Genomic DNA, 20,142 nt, shown 5'->3' with positions numbered 1-20,142 from the left:
TCCTTGACCGGCAGTGGGCCACTGCCGGGTTACAGGATGGGAGCCTGGCCGCGCCGCTCCATGCGGCGCGAGAGCCAGATCAGTGGGTAGCAGATCAGGAAATAGCCGATGCCGACGATGCCGAAGACCAGCAAGCCGTTCGGAACGCTCTGCACGATCATCCAGCCGGAGCGCGTGAGATCCAGAAGGCCGATCGCCGAGACCACGGAACTGTCCTTGATCATGAGCACGAACTGTCCCACCAGCGAAGGTGTCACCACGCGCACGGCCTGCGGCAGGACGATCAGCCGCATCTGTTGAGCGCGCGTGAAGCCAGAGGCCGCGGCTGCCTCGGTCTGGCCGGCGGGAACCGACTGAATGCCCGCGGCGACGATCTCGCCGATGAAGCAGGCGGCCGCGTTCGACAGGGCGACCACCCCGGCCGTGAAGGCCGACAGTTCGATCCCGATCTCCGGCAGGATGAAGAAGACGATGAACACCTGCACGAGGAAGGGCGTGCCGCGGAAGAAATCGACGTAAAGTCCGACCGCCCGGGAGAGTGTCCGGTTCGGCCCGGCGCGCAGAATGCCGAAGGCAAAGCCGATGACGATGCCGATCAGGAGCGAAAGCACCGAAAGGGCCAGCGTCATGCCGATGCCCTTGAGCAGCACGGGCCAGTAACCGATGACGCGGTTCAATTGCAGCCAGAACATGCGCGCCCCCTCAGGCCCGACCTGGCAGGCGGTTCTGGTGCGACCAGATTCCTGCGAGAGATTTGAGCAGATAGTACAGCACAAGATAGGCCAGCGCGGTGGCGACGAGCCCCTCGATCGGCATGAAGCGGTCGATGGCGATCATCTGGCCGGCTCGCGTCAGCTCCACCACGGAAATGAGCGACAGGAGCGAACTGTCCTTGACCAGCACGATGGCCTGCCCGATGAGAGGCGATATGGTGGGGCGCAACGCCTGGGGCAGGATGATCAGCCGCATGCGCTGCAGATAAGTCATGCCCGAACTGATCGCCGCCTCGACCTGACCGCGCGAGATCGACAGGATACCCGAGCGGATGATCTCGGCCACGTAGGCCCCTGAATTCAGCGACAGGACGATGATGCCGATGAGCACCTCGGGCAGCACGACCCCCAGCCGGGGGAGGCCGAAATACATGAAGTAAAGCTGTGCGAGCAACGGCGTCGCGCGGATCGTGTCGATATAGACGGTGGCCGAAAGCCTCAGCCAGCGCAGAGGCTGAATGCTCAATGCGCAAGCAACAATTCCCAGCGCCAGAGCGCCTGCGAATCCTGCAGCCGACAACATCAGCGTTGACAGAAATCCCTGCCAGATGTCGGGCAGGTATTCCAGCATCACGCGCGTGTTCAACGATCCCAGCATGGTGTTCCGCAGGGTTGGGACATATCGGAAACGGCTCCGCGGATCGGTTCCGCGGAGCCTTCGGATCTTAGTGCTCGGCCTTCCACTTCGCCGAGGTCACCCAATAATCGAGGTTCGCCTGCAGGCTGCCGTCGAGCGTGGCGGTGTCGATGAACAGGTTGGCCCAGGTCAGCAGGTCCAGAGAGTCGTAACGCACCGCATAGGCCAGCGGCTCTTTCGACAGCAGTTCCGGGAAGATGGCGATCGTGCCCGGATCGTAGGCCGAGGCCTGAGCCGCGACAGCTGAATTGTCGTTCAGCCCGCAATCGGCCTGGCCGCCCGCCACCGCATCCAGCAGCAGCGTGCCGCCGCCCTTGAACGACTTGATCTTGCCTTGCGGGAACACGGTCGGTGCAAGCTTTTCGCCGGATGAGCCCAGCAGCACGGCAATGGTGGCGCCGGGTTTCTTGCAGTCTTCAAGCGACTTGAACGCGCCGCCGCCCTTGGCGAAGGCGACCGCGCCGACATACATGAACGGCTTGGTGAAGGCGACCTTCGTGGCGCGCGCCAGGGTCGGCGTCATGTCGGCGGCCAGGATATCCGCCTTGCCCGACATCAGGGCCGGCAGCAGGCCGTCCCAGTCGAAGTCGAGATATACGACCTTGACGCCCATTTTGTCGGCCATCAGCTTCGCGAGCTCGACGGCGGAGCCCGTCCGCTTGCCGTTCTTGTCCATGAACGAGAACGGAGGACCCTGCGTCTGGACGGCTACGCGCAGTTCGCCGCGCTTGAGGATTTCGTCCAGCGTGCCCGCCTCGACTTTCGCCGAGCTCGCGGCTTGCCCCATGATGGCCAGCGCCGCCGTCATGATGAAGGCACTGATTTTTCTCATCTCTTCACTCCCTTGCTCATGTAGTGCCGGTGACTCCGGCGGACGGTTTTGTTGGGGCCGACCGTCACTCCCGGCCCGATCCGGCAGCCGCGGTGGCATCGCCGGAATCCTCATCCCAGACGCCTTTCGGCAGGCTGACCCACTTGTTGTGGGACTTCATCACCACGAAGGTCTCGCTGCCCCGGATCACCCCCGGCTCGGCAAGGCCTGGCAACAGGGTGCTGGTGACACGATAGAGATCCTCCATGTCACCTTCGAACAGCACTTCCGCAATCAGGTCGTAGCGCCCAGTCACGATGCTGACGGATGTGACAAAGGGCAACTCGGCCATGCGCTTGGCAATCTCATCGAGGCGGCCGTGTCCATTGGCATGAATGCCGACGATGGCGACGATCAACTCGGGACGTTCGGCGACGTTGAGCACGCCGACGATCTTCAGCAGATTGCGCTCGATCAGGGTCTTGAGGCGCGACCGGACTGTCGGCGGGCTCAGGTCCAGCTGCGCAGCCAAGTCGTTTACGCCCTCGCGCCCTTCGCGAGACAGCAATTTGGCGAGACGCCGATCTGCGCGGTCCAGTTTTTCACGCATTGCTAATTTTTTCCCAAGTTTTTATCTTCTGACAAAATTTTTGTGTCAAGTTTTTTCTAATTGGAAAAACGGATGGGGCCTGCATCAGGATATCTCAGCCCTTTTGGGCCGCCGGATGGGGCCGCCCGGAAGCGCAGCCTTGTTGCGTGAACCTGAGAGCGGCGCAACGAGCCGATCAACCGGCTCGTTCGGGCGCCAACCGAAGAGCGGTCGAGGAGGCGGATTCCGCCAGCGCCCCCGGTGCCGGCAGCATGCAAAGACCACGACAGATCACGCGCGTGACCGGAAAGTCCCTGATTGTCGCTGTGCCTGTTCCCATTCCCTGAAAGCCGCGGGCGGCTCATGACGCGTGGGGATGCGCGGCGACCCGCTTCCATCGCGTTGTTCAGGTATTTTGAGGCGCGATGCACGGCATCTGTGCACGGCCGAAAGTTACCCCTCGCCTTCAGGGCCTTGCGCAGGGAGCGCCAAGCCGCCCCGGTTCTGCGCGGATGGAGCGTCATAGGGTCGATCAGATGGATCCACTAGCGACAGCCCGGCACTGGCGATCCGCCTTGCCACCGGACCGCACGACGGGATCGTGCCGACCGAAAGCCGGCGACACTTGAACAAACACAACAGAGCGGATCGTCGACCGGCGGTCTCCCATAAACCGCAAAGGCCATTGCAGCTGTGTCCCGGATTTCATCACAGCTCTTATGAGCCAGTGATACAGTTCACCCATAACACGACGGTATTCGTGTCTTGGGAAGGGTTGCCGAAGCGATGCGGTCGGCGGCTCGCAAAGCGGAAGCTGTCCCCGGGGCCCAACGTCCAACTTTCGGCGTCGACGACCAGCGTCATTTCTCCTTCAAGCACCAAACCGGCTTCCTCGCCGTCATGGGTGTAGAGTTCATCGCCCGTGCTCGCAAGGGGCTGCATCCGCACCAGGAACAGGTTGAGCCGACCCTCGGACCCAGCTGCGCTCAGCAGTTGCTTCGATATGCCCGACCGCCAGATTTTGAGATCAGGCCGCTGCCGCTCCCGGGTAACGACGGCATCTCCATTGCTATCTTTATTGTCCGTACCGAACAAGGCGGCCAGACCTACACCGAGCGCATCGGCAAGCATCGCCAGAACTCGCAGGGACGGCGACGACAGGCCACGCTCGATTTGACTGACAAAGCCGATGGAGAGGCCGGTGCGGCTCGCGACGGTTTCGAGCGAAAGCCGGCGCATACGCCGCAGGGCGCGGATCCGCTGTCCGACTTCAAGCTCCATGGCCTGTTGAGCAGCGCCGCTCATCCCAGGTGCGCTCATGGGATCACCAAAACTCATCCTGTCCTTTGAAGGCGCTGCAAAAAAGCGCCGTTAGAAAATTCATTATCGTGAAAATTGCTTGCACGGTCCACAAATTTGTGACCAAATTTTCATTGCGATGAAAAAACACCGCCAGATTTCCCGTTCATAAGAGCGTCGGATCCAGAGCCGGCGCCAGCCCCGGAGGTAGACCACAAATGATCCTGAAGCGCCTCGCACTAGCCGCAACTGCGGTTCTGGCTTTCGCCACTCTATCCCCTGCTTCCGCTCAGCAGGTGCTGAAGGTCGGCTCGACGCCGACCGGTGTTCCTTTCACCTTCCTGGACACGAAGTCGAACACGATCCAGGGCATCATGGTCGACCTCATAACAGAGATCGGCAAGGATGCCGGGTTCAAGGTTCAGATCGAGCCGATGCAATTCTCCACCCTGATCGCCTCGCTGACCTCGAACAAGATCGACCTCATCTCCGCGGCAATGTTCATCACGCCGCAGCGCAAGGAAGTGATCGACTTCTCGGACCCGGTCTACGCTTACGGCGAGGGCCTGATCGTCCCCGCATCCGACACCAAGAATTACACGAAGTTCGAGGATCTGAAGGGGACCGTGGTCGGTGCGCAGGTCGGCACGGCCTTCGTCGAGCCCCTGAAGCAGTCAGGCTTCTTTCCCGAAGTGAAGATCTACGACACCATCCCCGACATCCTGCGCGACGTGAACACGAAACGCCTACAAGCGGGCTTCGCCGACTATCCTATTCTCGCCTACAACCTCAAGCAGGGAATGTTTCCTGAAGTCCGCCTGGTCGAATCGTTCAAGCCGAGCATCGTCGGCTCGGTCGGAATCGGCGTGCGCAAATCTGACACGGAACTCCTGAAGAAGATCAACGCCTCCCTCGCCAAACTCAAGGCCGACGGAACAGTCGACAGGATCCTGGCTAAATGGGGAATCAAGGCATCTGGCGCGTCTTGATCGACGTAATCCTGGCGGCCCGGCAAAGCCGGGCTGCCGTCCCCGCTTGCTGCCGGTTCCTGCCCTGACGGTGTTCAATGCAAAGTTTCCTGCGCGATTCCGTTGAGTTCCTGCCGATCCTTTTCCAGGGGGTCAAGCTGACGATCATTGTCACGTTCGGCTCGCTTGTCCTGTCGACCTTGCTCGGCCTTCTCTGGGCAATGATGCGCGTCTCGGGCATTGGGCTGCTCGCGAACGCAAGCGCGGGCATCGTCAACGTCATCCGCGGCATTCCCATCATCGTCCAGCTCTTCTATCTGTACTTCGTCATGCCTGACCTGGGCGTGTCGCTGACGGCCTTGCAAGCAGCCATCATTGGACTGGGCATAGCCTATTCGGCTTACCAGGCAGAGAACTTTCGAGCCGGGATCGAAGCCATCGATCGCGGTCAGATCGAGGCGGCACAGGCCATCGGCATGGGCTGGTGGATGACAATGCGGCGCGTCGTGCTGCCGCAAGCGGTCAAGATCGTACTCCCGCCCTACGGCAATGTCATGATCATGATGCTGAAGGACTCGTCGCAGGCATCGACGATCACGGTGGCCGAATTGGCCCTGCAGGGCAAGCTCATTGCCTCATCCACATTCAAGAATACAAGCGTCTTCACCCTCGTAGCACTCATCTATCTTGCTATGAGCGTGCCATTGATCCTGCTCGTACGCCACTTCGAGAAGAGGCAGGGCAAAGCATGATTGAGCTCAAGGACGTTCATAAAAGCTTCAACACGCATCATGTCCTGCGCGGCGTCAGCGCCTCGGTCGCCAAAGGCGAAGTCGTCTGCATCATCGGCCCCTCAGGCTCCGGAAAGTCAACGATCCTCCGCTGCATCAATGGACTTGAGAGCTATGACACTGGAGAGATCCTTGTCGAAGGCCACAAGGTCGACCGCAACTCGCCATCGATCGTATCCGTGCGGACGCAAGTCTCGATGGTGTTCCAGCGGTTCAATCTGTTCCCGCACCGTACGGCACTGGAGAACGTCATCGAAGGCCCGATCTTTGTCAAAAAGGAGCCGCGTCTGCAGGCGGTGGAGCGTGGCCGCCATCTGCTCGCGCAGGTTGGCCTGGCGGAGAAGGCGAACGCCTACCCGCCTCAACTCTCCGGCGGACAACAGCAGCGAGTCGCGATCGCGCGAGCGCTGGCGATGCAGCCTAAGGCCATTCTCTTCGATGAACCCACGTCGGCCCTCGATCCCGAACTCGTTGGCGAGGTGCTGGGAGTAATGCGCAAGCTGGCCGACGACGGCATGACGATGGTCGTCGTCACCCATGAAATGGGCTTCGCGAAGGAGGTAGCCGATCGTGTGCTCTTCATCGACGGCGGCACCATCGTCGAACAGGGTCAAGCCCGTGAAATCCTGAATGCTCCTCAGCATGCACGGACCAAGGATTTCCTGCGGCGGGTTACACATCCTTTGTGAGAGAAGTTCCATGGCGCAACCATTTCCCCTTCAGCCTTCGCTCTGGGCGGCCACCGCATCGCCGGTTCCGGAGACGGCGCGGCTTGATACCTCAACGACTGCCGATGTCGCTATTGTCGGAGCAGGCTATGCCGGTCTCTCGACAGCCCTGCACCTTGCCGAGCGCGGGATCCGAGTTGTGGTCCTGGAGGCGAGGGAGATCGGCTTCGGCGGCTCAGGACGCAATGGTGGGCAGGTCATTCCTGGCCTCAAATACGATCCTGAAGAGCTCGTGGGCATGTTCGGGAAAGAACGCGGCGAACGCCTTGCCGCGTTCGCCGGAGGAACGGCCGATCTCGTTTTCGATCTCATCGAGAAACATGCAATGGACGTGCCGCGCACTCGGAAAGGCTGGATACAGGGAGCGCACATACCGGCGGGTCTCGAACAGGTGCGGAGGAGAGCCGAACAATGGGGAGAGCGCGGCGCACCTGTAAGGATCCTCGATAAGGCGGAGGCGCAGCAACTTCTTGGCTCCGATCGCTATGTCGGCGGGTGGGTCGACGGGCGCGGCGGCGGCATTCAACCCTTGAGCTATGCCCGGGGCCTTGCACGAGCGGCGCAGAAGGCCGGCGCCGTGATCCACACAGATACCCCCGTGACGCGCCTCACCAGGACAAATGGCCGATGGGCGGTGGCGTGCCCGGGCGGCGGGACCGTGACGGCAGACCGTGTGGTCGTCTGCACCAATGGCTATACGAGCGGTCTTTGGCCGCGGCTACACGAGACGATCATTCCTGCCAATTCGTTTCAGGTGGCGACAAAGCCACTGTCAGACGACCTGCGCAGGTCGATCTTACCCGAGGGGCACGTCAGCTCCGACACGCGCAAGCTTCTCCTCTATTTCCGCCTCGACCATACCGGGCGGGTCCTGATGGGCGGTCGGGGGCCGTTCAGAGAGCCGAAGGGCTCGGGGGATTGGGCTCATCTTGAGCGCATCGTGGGGAAGATGTTCCCGCAACTGAGGGGCATCGGCTTCGATTACCGGTGGTGCGGCCGGGTTGCCATCACGAAGGATTTCCTGCCTCACCTGCATGAGCCTGCTCCCGGTCTGCTCATCGATATCGGGTGCCAGGGGCGCGGCGTAGGGCTTCAGACCGCTATGGGCAGGGCAATGGCCGAATATGTTGCGACAGGCGATGCAGAAGCATTGCCGCTGCCATTCTCGCCGATCAAGCCGCTGCCCCTCCATGCTCTCCACAAGCTCTACGTATCCGCCGTTATAACCTGGTATCGGATGACAGATGGTGGGATGTTGACCTGACCTGATGGAATTGGATCAGGTTGATTGAGCATTGACCTGGAACCAAGGAGACACCCACGCATCGAGATGCAGTTGCGCCGGGCCGGCAATGGCTATGTGCTGGGCGCACATGCGACTGACCCGTTCAATTCCTGGATCGGCAAGCCAGAAGTCGCCGGCACCGCCGAGGAGATCGCACAGGAACTCGCCCCTGGGGCATGGAAGCGCCTGTCGGCGGGAGACGGCACCAAGGGAGCGCGCCTGTATGAACGGGCCTATCTCGAACTCGCCGATCTTGAGGCGGAGGAATACAACGAACACCTCGCCGGCTTGTGGACGCGCGGCCTGCTGATCCGGCGCAGCCTCAGTGATGGAGATCTGGCGTTCTTCTCGACCTGGTGTCCAGCCGGCACGCCGATCGAGACCCTGGTGCGGGCGGAGGGCCATCGCTGGGCGATCGAGGATGCGTTCGAGACCGCCAAGACCGAGTTGGGGTTGACCCACAACGAGACCCGCTCGTGGCATGGCAGGCACCGGCATGTGTCGCTGGTGATGTTGGCGTTTGCCATGATGGCGGTGGTGCGCGAGCGCGCCAACACGCTCACGTCACCCGAAAAACGACGAAGCCAGGCTGCAGCGCTGGCACGCCGGTCCGTCCAGGAAATCCGCAGCCTGGCCACACGCCTCCAGCAACGCCGCATCGAGCCGGCCGTCGTGATCGCCTGGTCCGCCTGGCGCCGCGCGCATCAGGCGACGGCGCAAGCCTCACATCGCAAACGAAAGGTGCAACTGTAGCGCCAGGGCGAGGTCTTCCCTTTGCCATGGCGCTCGGGAAGATCGTGCCAATGCGCGCCAGAGCGTAGGACCCACAACACCCCATTGACGAACAGCCGGCTATCCCGCCCGCCCCACCCCGGATCGCCGGATTTGCCCGGCAGCAATCCTTCGATGCGCTGTCATTGGTCGCCGGTCAGTTCATAGCGCTTGGCCAACCATCCGCTTCCGGATTGAATCTGGAGGCCCATGAAACATGCAACGCTACTAATAGGAATCCTGAATGTCGGTCGTGCCCAGAGAGCCTGCGATCAGGCCGCAGTCGCAGGCTGTCCGGACCGACTGGCAGCCCTGTAAGACCGATACCGCGGCAAGGCGGTCCTGCGACCGGATCGCAGAAGGCCCCGGCTTCATTCTCCGTCGAAAACCCTTCCGAACCTTCACGGCCTGGCGGCGGGGCGGGCGCCCCGCCGCCAGGAACCGCGCCGTCAGCTGCGCTTGGGCGGCGTGGCGGGCCAGCTCTTGATGAGTGTGTCGTAGTCCACCGTCTCGCCCTTCGGCTTCTCGTTGGCGAGCTTGCGCTGGGGTGCAATGTTGCCCGAGGCCTCGGCCTTCTTGAACCACTCCTCTGCGGACGTCTTCGGGTTCAGCTTCGGGCCGCACTCGCCCTGCACATTGGCCCGTTCCAGGCGGCCGAGCACTTCATCCTGCGCTGCCGCGAGAGCGTCCATGGCCTGCTGCGGCGTCTTGGCGCCGGATGCGGCATCCCCGATGTTCTGCCACCAGAGCTGCGCGAGCTTGGGATAGTCCGGCACGTTGTTGCCGGTCGGGGTCCATTGCACGCGGGCCGGCGAGCGATAGAACTCGATCAGACCGCCGAGCTTGGGCGCGCGCTCGGTGAAGCTCTTGTCCCAGATGTCGCTCTCGCGAATGAAGGTCAGACCCACGTGACTCTTCTTCAGGGAGACCGTCTTCGAGGTGACGAACTGGGCGTAGAGCCAGGCGGCCTTGCGCCGCTCCACCGGCGTGGACTTGAGGAGCGTCCAGGAGCCGGCGTCCTGATAGCCGAGCTTCATGCCGTCCTTCCAGTAGGCGCCATGCGGCGAAGGCGCCATGCGCCACTTCGGCGTGCCGTCCTCGTTCACCACCGGCAGCCCCGGCTTCACCATGTCGGCGGTGAATGCGGTGTACCAGAAGATCTGTTGGGCGATGTTGCCCTGCGCCGGAACGGGCCCGGATTCGGAGAAGTTCATGCCGTTCGCCTGCGGCGGGGCATATTTCTTCATCCACTCCAGATACTTGGCAATGGAATACACCGCCGCCGGCCCGTTGGTGTCGCCGCCGCGCTCGATGGAGGAACCGACCGGGCGGCAGCCCTCCATGCGGATGCCCCACTCGTCCACCGGCAGGCCGTTCGGAATTCCCTTGTCGCCGTTGCCGGCCATGGACAGCCACGCGTCGGTGAAGCGCCAGCCGAGCGACGGGTCCTTCTTGCCATAGTCCATGTGGCCGTAGACCTTGACGCCGTCGATCTCCTTCACGTCGTTGGTGAAGAACTCCGCGATGTCCTCGTAGGCCGACCAGTTCACCGGCACGCCGAGGTCGTACCCGTACTTCGCCTTGAACTTCTCCTTCAGGTCAGGCCTCGTGAACCAGTCGTACCGGAACCAGTAGAGGTTCGCGAACTGCTGGTCGGGCAACTGGTACATCTTGCCGTCCGGCGCGGTGGTGAAGGACTTGCCGATGAAATCGTTCACGTCGAGCGTCGGGCTGGTGACGTCCTTGCCCTCTCCCGCCATCCAGTCGTCGAGCGCAATGGCCTGCTTGTAGCGGAAGTGGGTTCCGATGAGGTCGGAGTCGTTCACCCAGGCATCGTAGATGTTGCGGCCGGACTGCATCTGCGTCTGGATCTTCTCCACCACGTCGCCTTCCTGGATGAGGTCGTGGTTCACCTTGATGCCGGTGATTTCCGTGAACGCCTTGGCGAGGGTACGCGCCTCGTACTCGTGGGTGGTGATCGTCTCGGAGACCACGTTGATCTCCATGCCGACGAAGGGCTTCGCGGCATTGACGAACCACTCCATCTCCTTCATCTGCTCGTCCTTGGACAGGGTCGAGGGCTGGAACTCGGTATCCACCCAGCGGCGGGCCTCCTCCATGCCGGCAAGGGCTCCCCCCGTTCCGAGCGCCATCGCCAGCGCGCTGGCCGTCACCAGGAGCCTGAGACGCGAGCTTGGTACCATTGGATCTTCCTCCCGTGTGCGACCGGTCTCATTGCCGGTCGGTTGCTCTCTTCGGCGGCTCGCCGCAGAGTCTCCGAGGCCCTGCCTCACACGTAGCGGAACACGGCCGCCGCGTAGACGAGGGACAGGCCGAAGGCCCACCATAGATCGGACCCCACGAGCCCGAGCCAGGTCAAATGGATGAAGGCGGCGCCCAAAAGGCTGATGAACAGCCGGTCGCCGCGGGTGGTCGGGATGCGCAGGACGCCAACCCGCTCCGTTTCGGGCCGGGCGATGGCGAGCAGGGTCATGACCAGGAGCAGGCTCGCGATGCCGACGAAGAAGAGCGCGGTCTGCGAGGTCCAGGCCATCCAGGCGAAGTCGGGCATGGGGCGCGTCTCCTCTAGACCCGGCCCAGGGCGAAGCCCTTGGCGATGTAGTTGCGCACGAACCAGATCACGAGAGCGCCGGGCACGATGGTGAGCACCCCCGCCGCCGCGAGCAGCCCCCAGTCCATGCCTGCCGCGGAGACCGTGCGGGTCATGGTGGCGGCGATGGGCTTCGCGTTCACCGCGGTCAGCGTGCGCGCCAGCAGAAGCTCGACCCAGGAGAACATGAAGCAGAAGAACGCCGCGACGCCGATGCCGCTCGCGATCAGCGGCATGAAGATCTTCACGAAGAAGCGGGGGAAGGAATAGCCGTCGATGGCCGCCGTCTCGTCGATCTCCCGCGGCACGCCGGACATGAAGCCCTCGAGGATCCAGACCGCCAGCGGAATGTTGAACAGGCAATGGGCCAGCGCGACCGCCCAGGGCGTGTCGAACAGGCCGATGGCCGAATAGAGGTTGAAGAAGGGCAGCGCGAACACGGCCGGCGGCGCCATGCGGTTGGTGAGCAGCCAGAAGAACAGGTGCTTGTCGCCCAGGAACCGGTAGCGTGAAAACGCGTAGGCCGCGGGCAGCGCGAAGGAGATCGACAGCAGCGTGTTGATGACCACGTAGGTGAGCGAGTTGATATAGCCGGAGTACCAGCTCTCGTCCGTGAAGATCCTGACGTAGTTCTCGAAGGTCAGGGTCCGGGGCCACAGGGTCAGGCCGCTCGTGATCTCCGTGTTGGTCTTCAGGCTCATGTTCACGAGCCAGTAGATCGGCAGCATCAGGAACAGGAGGTAGAGGGTCATTACCGCCGCCTTGCCGCCGACGCGAGGCCCGGCGACGGCGCGACTCCTCTCCTTCGTCCCCTCCATGCCCGCAGCTCCCGGGCGGCCCATCGCGACGCTGTCCGTCATGCCTCGACCCTCTCGCGCTCCGCATCCACGCCGGTCATGACGGTGTAGAACACCCAGCAGATGGCCAGGATGATCAGGTTGTAGACGATCGACATGGCCGCCGCCTTGCCGAGATCGAACTGCCCGAGAGCGAGCTTCACCAGGTCGATGGACAGGAACGTGGTCGCGTTGCCCGGCCCGCCGCCGGTGAGAACGAAGGGCTCGGTGTAGATCATGAAGGAGTCCATGAAGCGCAGCAGCACGGCGATCAGCAGGACACGGCGCATCTTGGGTAGCTGGATGGTGCGGAACACCGCCCAGCGGGAGGCGCCGTCGATGCGCGCTGCCTGATAGTACGCGTCCGGGATCGACTTCAGGCCCGCATAGCAGAGGAGCGCCACGAGGCTCGTCCAGTGCCACACGTCCATCACGACGATGGTGATCCAGGCATCCAAAGAGTCGCCGGTGTAGTTGTAGTCGATGCCGAGGCGGTTCACCGCCCAGCCGAGGAGCCCGATGTCGCCGCGGGCGAAGACCTGCCAGATGGTGCCGACCACGTTCCACGGGATCAGGAGCGGCAGCGCCATCAGCACGAGGCACAGGGCCACCTTCCAGCCTTCGCGCGGCATGGACAGGGCGACGACGATTCCGAGCGGCACCTCGATCAGCAGGACGATCGCGGAGAACAGGAGCGTACGCCAGAGCGCGCCGAAGAAGCGGCCGCCGAGCTCGCTCGACGGATCGAGCAGCTCCTGATACCAGCCGACGCCGTTCCAGAAGAACTGGTTGTTGCCGAAGGTGTCCTGAACCGAGTAGTTGACCACGGTCATGAGCGGCAGCACCGCCGAAAAGGCGACGATGGCGAAGACCGGAAGAACCAGGAACCACGCGCGCTGATTGACGGTCTTCGTCATGGTGAGCCCCCCTCCACCGGCTCGCCCGCGACGAGGTGCCCGCCCGCATAGATGTGGATGTGGCGCGGATCGAATGCGAGCGCGGCCTCGTCGCCCTCCACGGAGATATCGTCGGGAACGCTCGCGGCAAGCGGACGGCCCGACATCTCGACCCGGGCGATGCGCGTTCGCCCGATGTCGTCGATGCGCCGCAGGCGCACGGGCAGGCCCTCGCCCCTGCGGCACAGGCGCACGAACTCCGGGCGGATGCCGAGTTCGATCCGTTCGGTCTCCGGCAGGCGCGGGTAGGCCCGCCGGAGCGCAACCGTCGCCCCGTCCACATGGGCGGTCGCACCCTCGACCCTGCACGGCAGGATGTTCATGCCCGGCGAGCCGATGAAATGTCCCACGAAGGTGTGGGCCGGACGCTCGAACAGCTCCTCGGGCGTCCCCGTCTGCACGACGGCGCCGTCGTGCATGACGACGACCTTGTCCGCGAAGGTCAGGGCCTCCGTCTGGTCGTGGGTCACGTAGATCATCGTGATGTCGAGCGCGCGGTGGATCTCCTTGAGGGTCGAGCGGAGCTGCCACTTGAGATGAGGATCGATCACCGTCAGCGGCTCGTCGAAGAGGATCGCCGCTACGTCGGAGCGCACGAGGCCGCGCCCCAGCGAGATCTTCTGCTTGAGGTCGGCAGTGAGGTTGCTGGCCTTGCGGCCGAGCACGCGGGTCAGGTCGAGCAGGCGGGCGATTTCCTCGGCGCGCGCCCTCGCCCGCTCGCGGGACACGCCTCTGTTCCTTAAGGGGAAGGCCAGATTCTCGCGCACGGTCATGGTGTCGTAGACGACCGGGAACTGGAACACCTGCGCGATGTTGCGCGCCTCCGTCGGCAGGTCGGTCACGTCCCGCTCGTCGAAGAGGATGCGCCCGCGCGTGGGATGAACGAGGCCCGAGATGATGTTGAGCAGGGTGGTCTTGCCGCATCCGGAGGGGCCGAGCAGCGCATAGGCGCCACCCTGCTCCCAGACGTGATGGATCTCCTTCAGCGCATAGTCCTGCGGACCGCGCGGATCGGACCGGTAGGAATGGGCCAGGTGATCGAGCGTGATCCGTGCCATGGCGCCCTCCTCATGCGGCCCGTTGCGCGGCATCCGCCGCCGCGAGACGGCCGCTGCCGTCGAACAGGAAGACGTGGCGCAGGTCCACGAAGGCGGTCACCGGCGCGCCCGGTTCGAGGCGCTTGACGCCGGGAACGAGGGCCACGAAGCGGTGATGGCCCGCGTCGAGATGCACGAAGCTTTCCGAACCCGCGATCTCGGCGACCGACACCGCCGCCGCGATGGGGATTGCCTCGCCCTGCGGCGGATCGAGCGCGAGGTGGTGGGCGCGGAAGCCCAAGGTGTAGGTCCCGTCGGGAACTGCCGCCAGGATTCCGGCCGCGCGCACGTCTCCGCCAGTGCTCAGGGACACGGCGCCCCGCTCCTTGCGAATGCCCAGGGTGTTGAGCGGCGGATCGGAGAAGACACGCGCCGTAGTGATGTCGCTGGGATGGCGGTAGACCTGCGGCGTCGGCCCGAACTGGGTCACCCGTCCCTCGAAGAGGGTCGCCGTGTTGCCGCCGAGGAGCAGCGCCTCCGATGGCTCGGTGGTGGCATAGACGAAGATCGCGCCCGAGGCCGCGAAGACCCGGGGCAGCTCTTCCCGCAGTTCCTCGCGCAGCTTGTAGTCCAGGTTGGCGAGCGGTTCGTCGAGCAGGACGAGATCGGCCCGCTTCACCAGCGCCCTCGCGATGGCGGTCCGCTGCTGCTGGCCGCCCGAGAGGGTGAGCGGCCTGCGGTCGAGATACGGCTCCAGCTTGAGAAGCTTCGCCGCCTCCCGCACGCGGACGTCGATCTCGTGCCTGGGGAGGCCTGCGACCCGCAGGGGGGAGGCGATGTTCTCGTAGACGGAGAAGGACGGATAGTTGATGAACTGCTGATAGACCATGGCCACGCTGCGCCGCTGCACGGGCCAGCCCGTCACGTCGTTTCCATTGACGAGGACACGCCCTTGCGTCGGAGCGTCCAGGCCCGCCATCAGCCGCATGAGCGAGGTCTTGCCGGCGAGGGTCGCTCCGAGGAGCACGTTGAGGGAGCCCCGCTCGAGGGCAAGGGACACGTCCGCGATGTGCGTCTGCGCGCCGACCGTCTTGGTGACGCTATCGAGAACGAGCGACATGGCTCATGTCCCGCGGTCGGAGAGGCGCGGCCTGCCCTGTCTTCGACCGCGAAAAGGTCGACGCCCCGGCACCGGTGGGCCGATCACGTCCGCCATGGAAGCGCTTGTTCAAGCGTTCCCTCCCGAAGCCCCCGCACGATTCGACCGGTTGGTCTTTTGTTATTGGGCAAGCTTAGGTTGAGTATTCGTGAAGCGCAAGGGCACGGCCAGGGCGTGTGGACAGCGGTCTTGCCGGAGGTGGAGGTGGAGCGGCAGGCCGGCCCAGCCCCATTCGGCCCGACCGGGTGGAATGGGACTGGGCTGACGTCGTCGAGCGTCGAATGGCGCCGGATGGGATTGTAGAAGCTGTCGATGTAACGGCCGGTTGCCTCCTCGGCCTCGGCTCTCGTCTGGACGACGGCGCGCCAGACCGGCTCGGATCTCAAGATCTTGAAGAAGTCTCGGTTACCGCGCGGTCGTTCCAGCGGCCCAGAGCCGACAGACCGACGCCGAGATCCGATGCTATCTCGCCGGGGCTGCGGTACCGACTATATCGACATCACCGCAGATGCGGACTTCTTTTGTCAGATTGAGCAGTTGCGAACAGCAGAATCCTCCGTTCTCCCTTCAATTGGACTTGCCACAGGCTTGACAAGCATTCTCGCGGCAAAGTGCGCCGCCGCGATGGATAGCGTGGAGGAGGTGGCGATTGGATCGCTCGGCAGCGTCGGCGACCATCGCACAAGGCCGGCATCGAGTGGCTGGTGGACGACATCGTCTGCGACCATGGCGCCCTGGACTTCAGGGAACGTCCCTTTGGCCGGGGGGACATCCGACGTGCACATCGAGTGAACTTCTCGGACCAGCACGTCCTTCGCGATCACTTGAAAGGAGTGTCGCGACAGGTGTCCGCTTGAATTCGCGCTTTCTCACCGATGCCCTGTTCAGAGCAGCCGTGCTCGCGCGGCGCAAACCGGCTGTAAAGCGAGCGCATCGTGAAACGCTTCAAGTCAGCCGGTCAGGCCCAACGCTTTCTCGCGGTTCATGACCGGATGGCAAACCTCTTCCACCGCCCTGCCAACACCAATGCCGCTGATCATCGCCGTGCCCACGCCGGACGTTCCAGGCCTGGGCCGAGGTAAACGGCGCTGGGACTGTCGCCTGTTTCAGTTCCGAACCAGGACTGGCGTATCCTTCTCCAGCGACTTGACGATGCCCGTCTGAGCAGGGTCGTTTTCGGAAGTGCAGCCGTGGCTTCAGACAGGCAGCTTGAATGCGATAAGCTGACCATGAGCACCTGGTCCGAGGCCAAGACAAGTCTCAGTCGCGATTCGAACCGCTCCTCAGAGCCCGGAAAATGAACGTTTCGCGGTGGAGAAAACGCCGGTTGAAGACGCCTATGGGTGGCGCTCAGCCGCCGAGAAACGGGGCGGAGAGACGGCCCTCGTCAAGCCAACTTGTTGAGAGATGCCGCCTTCTCCGGCGACTTGGAAAACCTGCCGTTTTCGCTGAAATGAATGGTGGGTGTACAAGGACTCGAACCTTGGACCCGCTGATTAAGAGTCAGCTGCTCTACCAACTGAGCTATACACCCGTCGCCGTAGCGGTTCGGCGCTTGCGTTGTTCGCCGAAGAGGCCGTGCGTGTAACAAACGGCACGGCCTCTGTCTAGCCCGTTCGGAGAGGTTTTTTGCCTCATCGGGTGGCGGATTTCGCCTCGGCGCCGGGATGGCTTCCGCAACCTTTCGTCAGGGACCCCGTTCCTCGGGCTGCGGCGCCCGGCGCGGTGTTCCCCTGGCCCTCCAGCGCGTCACCGGCCGGTCGAGGGCGAGGCCCGGCCAAGACCCGATTCCGGTACCGGGTCGCTCCGCGGGCCGGGCCGGACATCGAGCATCCATTGCAGCGCGAAGCGCGACCGTGCCCGCGCATTTCGGGCATTCCCAGGCAGCAGCACCCTGCCCTCTCCCCCTTCCTCGGCAAGCGCCACCGGGCCCTCCCCCTTGCGGGGGAGAGCTGGAGGGGGGTGCGGGCGCCTCGCTCCGGAATCGTGGCGCCGGCCCCACCCTGGCCCTCCCCCTCGCAAGCCGGGTGCTCCCGACTTGCGCATTGAGAGAGCCGATCCCGGGAACACCCGGGACCGGCGGGGGAGGGAATGCGCCGCGCCTCCATCGCCCTCTGTCCTTCCCGTCTCGCCGCGCCCTTCTTCCCTCGCCCTCCGTCATTCCGGGGCGCCGCAGGCGAGCCCGGAGCCCATCACCCCTGCGGTGCAGGGCGAAGACGCCGCGGCGGCCGCCGTCCGGACAGGCGGGCCCCTCGAAGCGTGCCCCGCGACGGCCATGGCGCTGCCCGCTGCGCGTCCCGGCAGGGCGCGTCCGCGATAATGTTCCGCTTTCGTTCTTGACAGCGGCGCCAGGCTCGGCTATATCGTAACCATCCCGTCCCGCCGAGGGGCGCGCTCGCGAGGCGTCGCCGAATGCGGGGACGGGACCGGTCCCGCGCCCGCGCGCCACGCACGCGCCGGCCGCGGGCGGCCCCGGCACCGCCGGGGCTCCGGGCCGTCCGGCGCCGCCGGCGTTCGTCAACGCCGTCCCGCGTCCGGGCCATCCCCGGAGCCTCCGCCGCCGGTCCGCCGGAAAAGAACCGGGCGCGATGACGCTGCGGCTCATTGCCTTCACCCCTTCCTTCCCCCGAGCCGGAGCGATCCTCGTGCCCCCTCGACCCCGCCGCCCCTCCGGGCCCACGCGCCCGGAGGACGCGGCGGCGTGCCTTCCACATCGTTTCCATGCATCGATTTCACGAGAACCGTTCATGTCTCCTGCCGACCGCATTCTCTCCAGGCTTCCCGACCCCGACGATGTCCTGCGCCGCCTCGCCGACGTGCTGCAGCTGCCCGCCCGCTGCCGTCGCCGGGCCTGCCGCCGCGAGCACGGCTGCCAGGGCGGCTACGGGCCGCCCTGCTATCTCGCCCACCGCCAGATGTTCGCCGAGGCCGTCGGCGAGGGCCTGCACCAGGCCCGCGTCCACTGGCGCGAGCAGCGCGAAAGCCTGCGCGCCATCCTGCGCCGGTGAGGCGCTCGACATGCAGGCATCGCACGCCCCTTCTCTCGGGACAGTCGCGTCTCCCCGAACGGCCGAAGCGCCGGACCGCCCGTGGAATCTCCCGAGCCGCGCAGGCAGGCTCGCCGGCCTGCCGCCTCTAACCGCCCGCAGTCGCGTGCCCTAGATCACACGCGGCACCCCGGCAGACGGCATCGGCGCGCCGGAACAACGACACTCGAAGGGGATGAGCACGATGGAGATCAGGCGAAGCGGTTCGCAACCGTCCGGCAAAGGGCCGGCGGAGTGGTTCACGGGCACGGTGCGCATCGATCCGCTGTTCCCGGCCACGGCTCCCGCCCGGGCGGCCGGCAACGCGGTCACGTTCGAGCCGGGCGCCCGCACGGCCTGGCACACCCACCCGCTCGGCCAGGTCCTGATCGTCACCGCCGGCTGCGGGCTCGCCCAGCGCGAGGGCGGCCCGGTCGAGGAGATCCGGCCCGGCGACGTGGTGTGGTTCGAGCCGGGCGAGAAGCACTGGCACGGGGCGGGTCCGACCACGGCCATGACCCACATCGCCATTCAGGAGGCGCTCGACGGCAAGGCGGTCGAGTGGCTGGAGCATGTGAGCGAGGAGCAGTACCGGGCCGGGTGACCGCATCACGGGGCAGCGCCCGGCCGGGGCATCCACGCTCAACCCAACAGGAACCGAACGAGAAACGCCATGACGAGCTTCCGCTACAAGACCTTCGGTTACGCCGCCCCCTCCGCCGGCGCGCGCCTTCAGCCCTTCTCCTTCGAGCGCCGGGCGCTGCGGGCGAACGACGTCGCGATGGAGATCCTCTATTGCGGCGTCTGCCACTCGGACCTGCATTGGGCGCGCAACGACTGGGGCTGGTCCAACTACCCGGTCGTTCCCGGCCACGAGATCGTCGGTCGCGTGATCGAGGTCGGCCCCGAGGTCACGCGCTTCAAGGCGGGCGACCACGTGGCCGTCGGATGCATGGTCGACAGCTGCCAGCACTGCGACCAGTGCCGCCGGGGCGAGGAGCAGCTCTGCCGGGAAGGCAACACGATGACCTATGGCGGCTTCGACCGCATCACGCAGGAGATGACCCAGGGCGGCTATTCCAAGCACGTGGTGGTCCGCCAGGAATTCGTCCTGCGCGTTCCGGATGGGCTCGACCTCTCCCGGGCGGCCCCGCTCCTGTGCGCGGGCATCACCACCTACTCGCCCCTGCGCACCTGGAACGTGGGTCCCGGCAGCCGCGTCGGCGTGATCGGCCTAGGGGGGCTCGGCCACATGGCGGTGAAACTCGCCGCCGGCCTCGGCGCCCATGTCACCGTCATGAGCCGCACGCCCGACAAGAAAGCCGATGCGCTGGCGCTGGGCGCCGACCGGCTCCTCGTCTCCACCGATCCGGATGCGATGGCACAGGCGGCGAACACCTTCGATCTCATCATCGACACCGTCCCCACCAAGCACGAGCTCGATCCCTATCTGCCGCTGCTGGACGTGGACGGCACGCTGGTGATCGTGGGCCAGATCGGCCCGCTCGACGGGATGTCCTCCGTTCCGCTCCTGCTCGGGCGGCGTCGCGTCGCGGGCTCGCCCATCGGCGGCATCCGCGAGACCCAGGAACTGCTCGACTTCTGCGCGCGCAAGAACATCCTGCCCGAAACCGAGACCATCCGCATGGACCGGATCAACGAGGCCTTCGCGCGCATGGAGCGCTCGGACGTGCGCTATCGCTTCGTGATCGACATGGCCTCCCTGACCGACCCTGAGGGCGCGGCACGTGCGCAGGCTCTCCCGCCCAACGCGGTCGGTTGACGCGGTCGCAGGAGCGGCACCGAAGGACGGATCGACCGCCCTCCGTCCGCCCGCGTGGCGGGGGACGGCGCCGACACAGCCG

Annotated in this window: 19 protein-coding genes, 1 tRNA gene and 3 pseudogenes; 9 read left to right on the top strand and 14 right to left on the bottom strand. The window is 64.8% G+C overall.

All coding sequences use genetic code 11. The features are described from left to right. Positions 1-29 precede the first annotated feature (29 nt). From GDR74_RS07395 to GDR74_RS07375, 5 genes are all read right to left on the bottom strand, one after another. Positions 30-692 carry an amino acid ABC transporter permease gene (locus GDR74_RS07395; protein WP_152585704.1) on the bottom strand — a complete coding sequence of 221 codons (663 nt, stop codon included), beginning with the start codon at positions 690-692 and terminating at the stop codon, positions 30-32. 10 nt (positions 693-702) lie between these two features. After that, positions 703-1,371, bottom strand: a complete 669-nt coding sequence (locus GDR74_RS07390) for an amino acid ABC transporter permease (RefSeq protein ID WP_152585703.1) — start codon at positions 1,369-1,371, stop codon at positions 703-705. Between the two features lie 67 nt (positions 1,372-1,438). Beyond that, positions 1,439-2,242, bottom strand: coding sequence for an ABC transporter substrate-binding protein (locus tag GDR74_RS07385; protein WP_246179955.1), 804 nt, complete (start codon positions 2,240-2,242; stop codon positions 1,439-1,441). 64 nt (positions 2,243-2,306) lie between these two features. Beyond that, positions 2,307-2,831, bottom strand: a complete 525-nt coding sequence (locus GDR74_RS07380) for an Lrp/AsnC family transcriptional regulator (protein ID WP_152585702.1) — start codon at positions 2,829-2,831, stop codon at positions 2,307-2,309. A gap of 696 nt (positions 2,832-3,527) precedes the next feature. Continuing rightward, positions 3,528-4,148, bottom strand: a complete 621-nt coding sequence (locus GDR74_RS07375; RefSeq protein ID WP_152585701.1) for a helix-turn-helix domain-containing protein — start codon at positions 4,146-4,148, stop codon at positions 3,528-3,530. 179 nt (positions 4,149-4,327) lie between these two features. Here GDR74_RS07375 and GDR74_RS07370 point away from each other — a divergent pair, with 179 nt between their 5' ends. The 5 genes and pseudogenes from GDR74_RS07370 to GDR74_RS07350 form a co-directional block, all read left to right on the top strand. Next, positions 4,328-5,098: an ABC transporter substrate-binding protein gene (locus GDR74_RS07370; protein WP_152585700.1), complete on the top strand. Its 771-nt coding sequence runs from the start codon at positions 4,328-4,330 to the stop codon at positions 5,096-5,098. Positions 5,099-5,175: 77 nt separating this feature from the next. Then, positions 5,176-5,829: an amino acid ABC transporter permease gene (locus GDR74_RS07365; RefSeq protein WP_152585699.1), complete on the top strand. Its 654-nt coding sequence runs from the start codon at positions 5,176-5,178 to the stop codon at positions 5,827-5,829. Further along, on the top strand, positions 5,826-6,557 hold the full coding sequence (locus GDR74_RS07360; RefSeq protein ID WP_152585698.1) for an amino acid ABC transporter ATP-binding protein: 732 nt from the start codon (positions 5,826-5,828) through the stop codon (positions 6,555-6,557). Before GDR74_RS07365 ends, GDR74_RS07360 begins: the two co-directional genes overlap by 4 nt. 10 nt (positions 6,558-6,567) lie before the next feature. Beyond that, positions 6,568-7,860 (top strand): NAD(P)/FAD-dependent oxidoreductase, encoded by a 1,293-nt coding sequence (locus tag GDR74_RS07355; RefSeq protein WP_152585697.1) that lies wholly within the window; start codon positions 6,568-6,570, stop codon positions 7,858-7,860. A gap of 60 nt (positions 7,861-7,920) precedes the next feature. Further along, positions 7,921-8,463, top strand: a pseudogene (locus GDR74_RS07350) (transposase family protein); the annotation flags it as partial. Between the two features lie 164 nt (positions 8,464-8,627). On the opposite strand, the pseudogene GDR74_RS18380 reads toward GDR74_RS07350, so the two are convergent. The 8 genes and pseudogenes from GDR74_RS18380 to GDR74_RS18610 form a co-directional block, all read right to left on the bottom strand. After that, a pseudogene (locus tag GDR74_RS18380) lies at positions 8,628-8,789 on the bottom strand (transposase); the annotation flags it as partial. 312 nt (positions 8,790-9,101) lie between these two features. Then, complete coding sequence (locus GDR74_RS07340; RefSeq protein ID WP_152585696.1) at positions 9,102-10,856, bottom strand: ABC transporter substrate-binding protein; 1,755 nt, start codon at positions 10,854-10,856, stop codon at positions 9,102-9,104. Positions 10,857-10,942: 86 nt separating this feature from the next. Continuing rightward, positions 10,943-11,224: a DUF2160 domain-containing protein gene (locus GDR74_RS07335; RefSeq protein WP_152585695.1), complete on the bottom strand. Its 282-nt coding sequence runs from the start codon at positions 11,222-11,224 to the stop codon at positions 10,943-10,945. 14 nt (positions 11,225-11,238) lie between these two features. Beyond that, a complete protein-coding gene (locus tag GDR74_RS07330; protein ID WP_152587685.1) occupies positions 11,239-12,015 on the bottom strand; it encodes a carbohydrate ABC transporter permease in 777 nt (258 codons plus the stop codon). A gap of 104 nt (positions 12,016-12,119) precedes the next feature. Further along, entirely contained in the window at positions 12,120-13,016 is an 897-nt protein-coding gene (locus GDR74_RS07325; RefSeq protein WP_152585694.1) for a carbohydrate ABC transporter permease, read from the bottom strand. Next, complete coding sequence (locus tag GDR74_RS07320) at positions 13,013-14,113, bottom strand: ABC transporter ATP-binding protein (protein ID WP_152585693.1); 1,101 nt, start codon at positions 14,111-14,113, stop codon at positions 13,013-13,015. Before GDR74_RS07320 ends, GDR74_RS07325 begins: the two co-directional genes overlap by 4 nt. A 10-nt stretch (positions 14,114-14,123) precedes the next feature. Next, positions 14,124-15,212 (bottom strand): ABC transporter ATP-binding protein, encoded by a 1,089-nt coding sequence (locus tag GDR74_RS07315; protein ID WP_152585692.1) that lies wholly within the window; start codon positions 15,210-15,212, stop codon positions 14,124-14,126. An 83-nt stretch (positions 15,213-15,295) separates the two neighbouring features. Next, entirely contained in the window at positions 15,296-15,637 is a 342-nt protein-coding gene (locus GDR74_RS18610; protein WP_194164661.1) for a hypothetical protein, read from the bottom strand. Positions 15,638-16,177: 540 nt separating this feature from the next. On the opposite strand from GDR74_RS18610, the pseudogene GDR74_RS07305 reads away from it, so the two are divergent. Continuing rightward, positions 16,178-16,401 (top strand): annotated as a pseudogene (locus GDR74_RS07305) (hypothetical protein); the annotation flags it as partial. Positions 16,402-16,709: 308 nt separating this feature from the next. Here GDR74_RS07305 and GDR74_RS07300 read toward each other — a convergent pair. Beyond that, positions 16,710-16,785 (bottom strand) — tRNA-Lys (locus GDR74_RS07300). A 1,213-nt stretch (positions 16,786-17,998) separates the two neighbouring features. Here GDR74_RS07300 and GDR74_RS07295 point away from each other — a divergent pair. The 3 genes from GDR74_RS07295 (at position 17,999) to GDR74_RS07285 (ending at position 20,060) form a co-directional block, all read left to right on the top strand. After that, on the top strand, positions 17,999-18,259 hold the full coding sequence (locus GDR74_RS07295) for a hypothetical protein (protein ID WP_152585691.1): 261 nt from the start codon (positions 17,999-18,001) through the stop codon (positions 18,257-18,259). A gap of 223 nt (positions 18,260-18,482) precedes the next feature. Then, the gene (locus GDR74_RS07290; RefSeq protein WP_152585690.1) at positions 18,483-18,881 is read left to right on the top strand and encodes a (R)-mandelonitrile lyase; all 399 of its coding nucleotides are present in this window, start codon (positions 18,483-18,485) and stop codon (positions 18,879-18,881) included. Positions 18,882-18,950: 69 nt separating this feature from the next. After that, positions 18,951-20,060, top strand: coding sequence for an NAD(P)-dependent alcohol dehydrogenase (locus tag GDR74_RS07285; RefSeq protein WP_152585689.1), 1,110 nt, complete (start codon positions 18,951-18,953; stop codon positions 20,058-20,060). Positions 20,061-20,142 lie beyond the last annotated feature (82 nt).

The sequence above is a fragment of the Microvirga thermotolerans genome (assembly GCF_009363855.1).
GTDB lineage: Bacteria > Pseudomonadota > Alphaproteobacteria > Rhizobiales > Beijerinckiaceae > Microvirga > Microvirga thermotolerans.
Note: the sequence above shows the minus strand (reverse complement) of the source record. Positions and strands in the feature narration are given on the sequence as shown.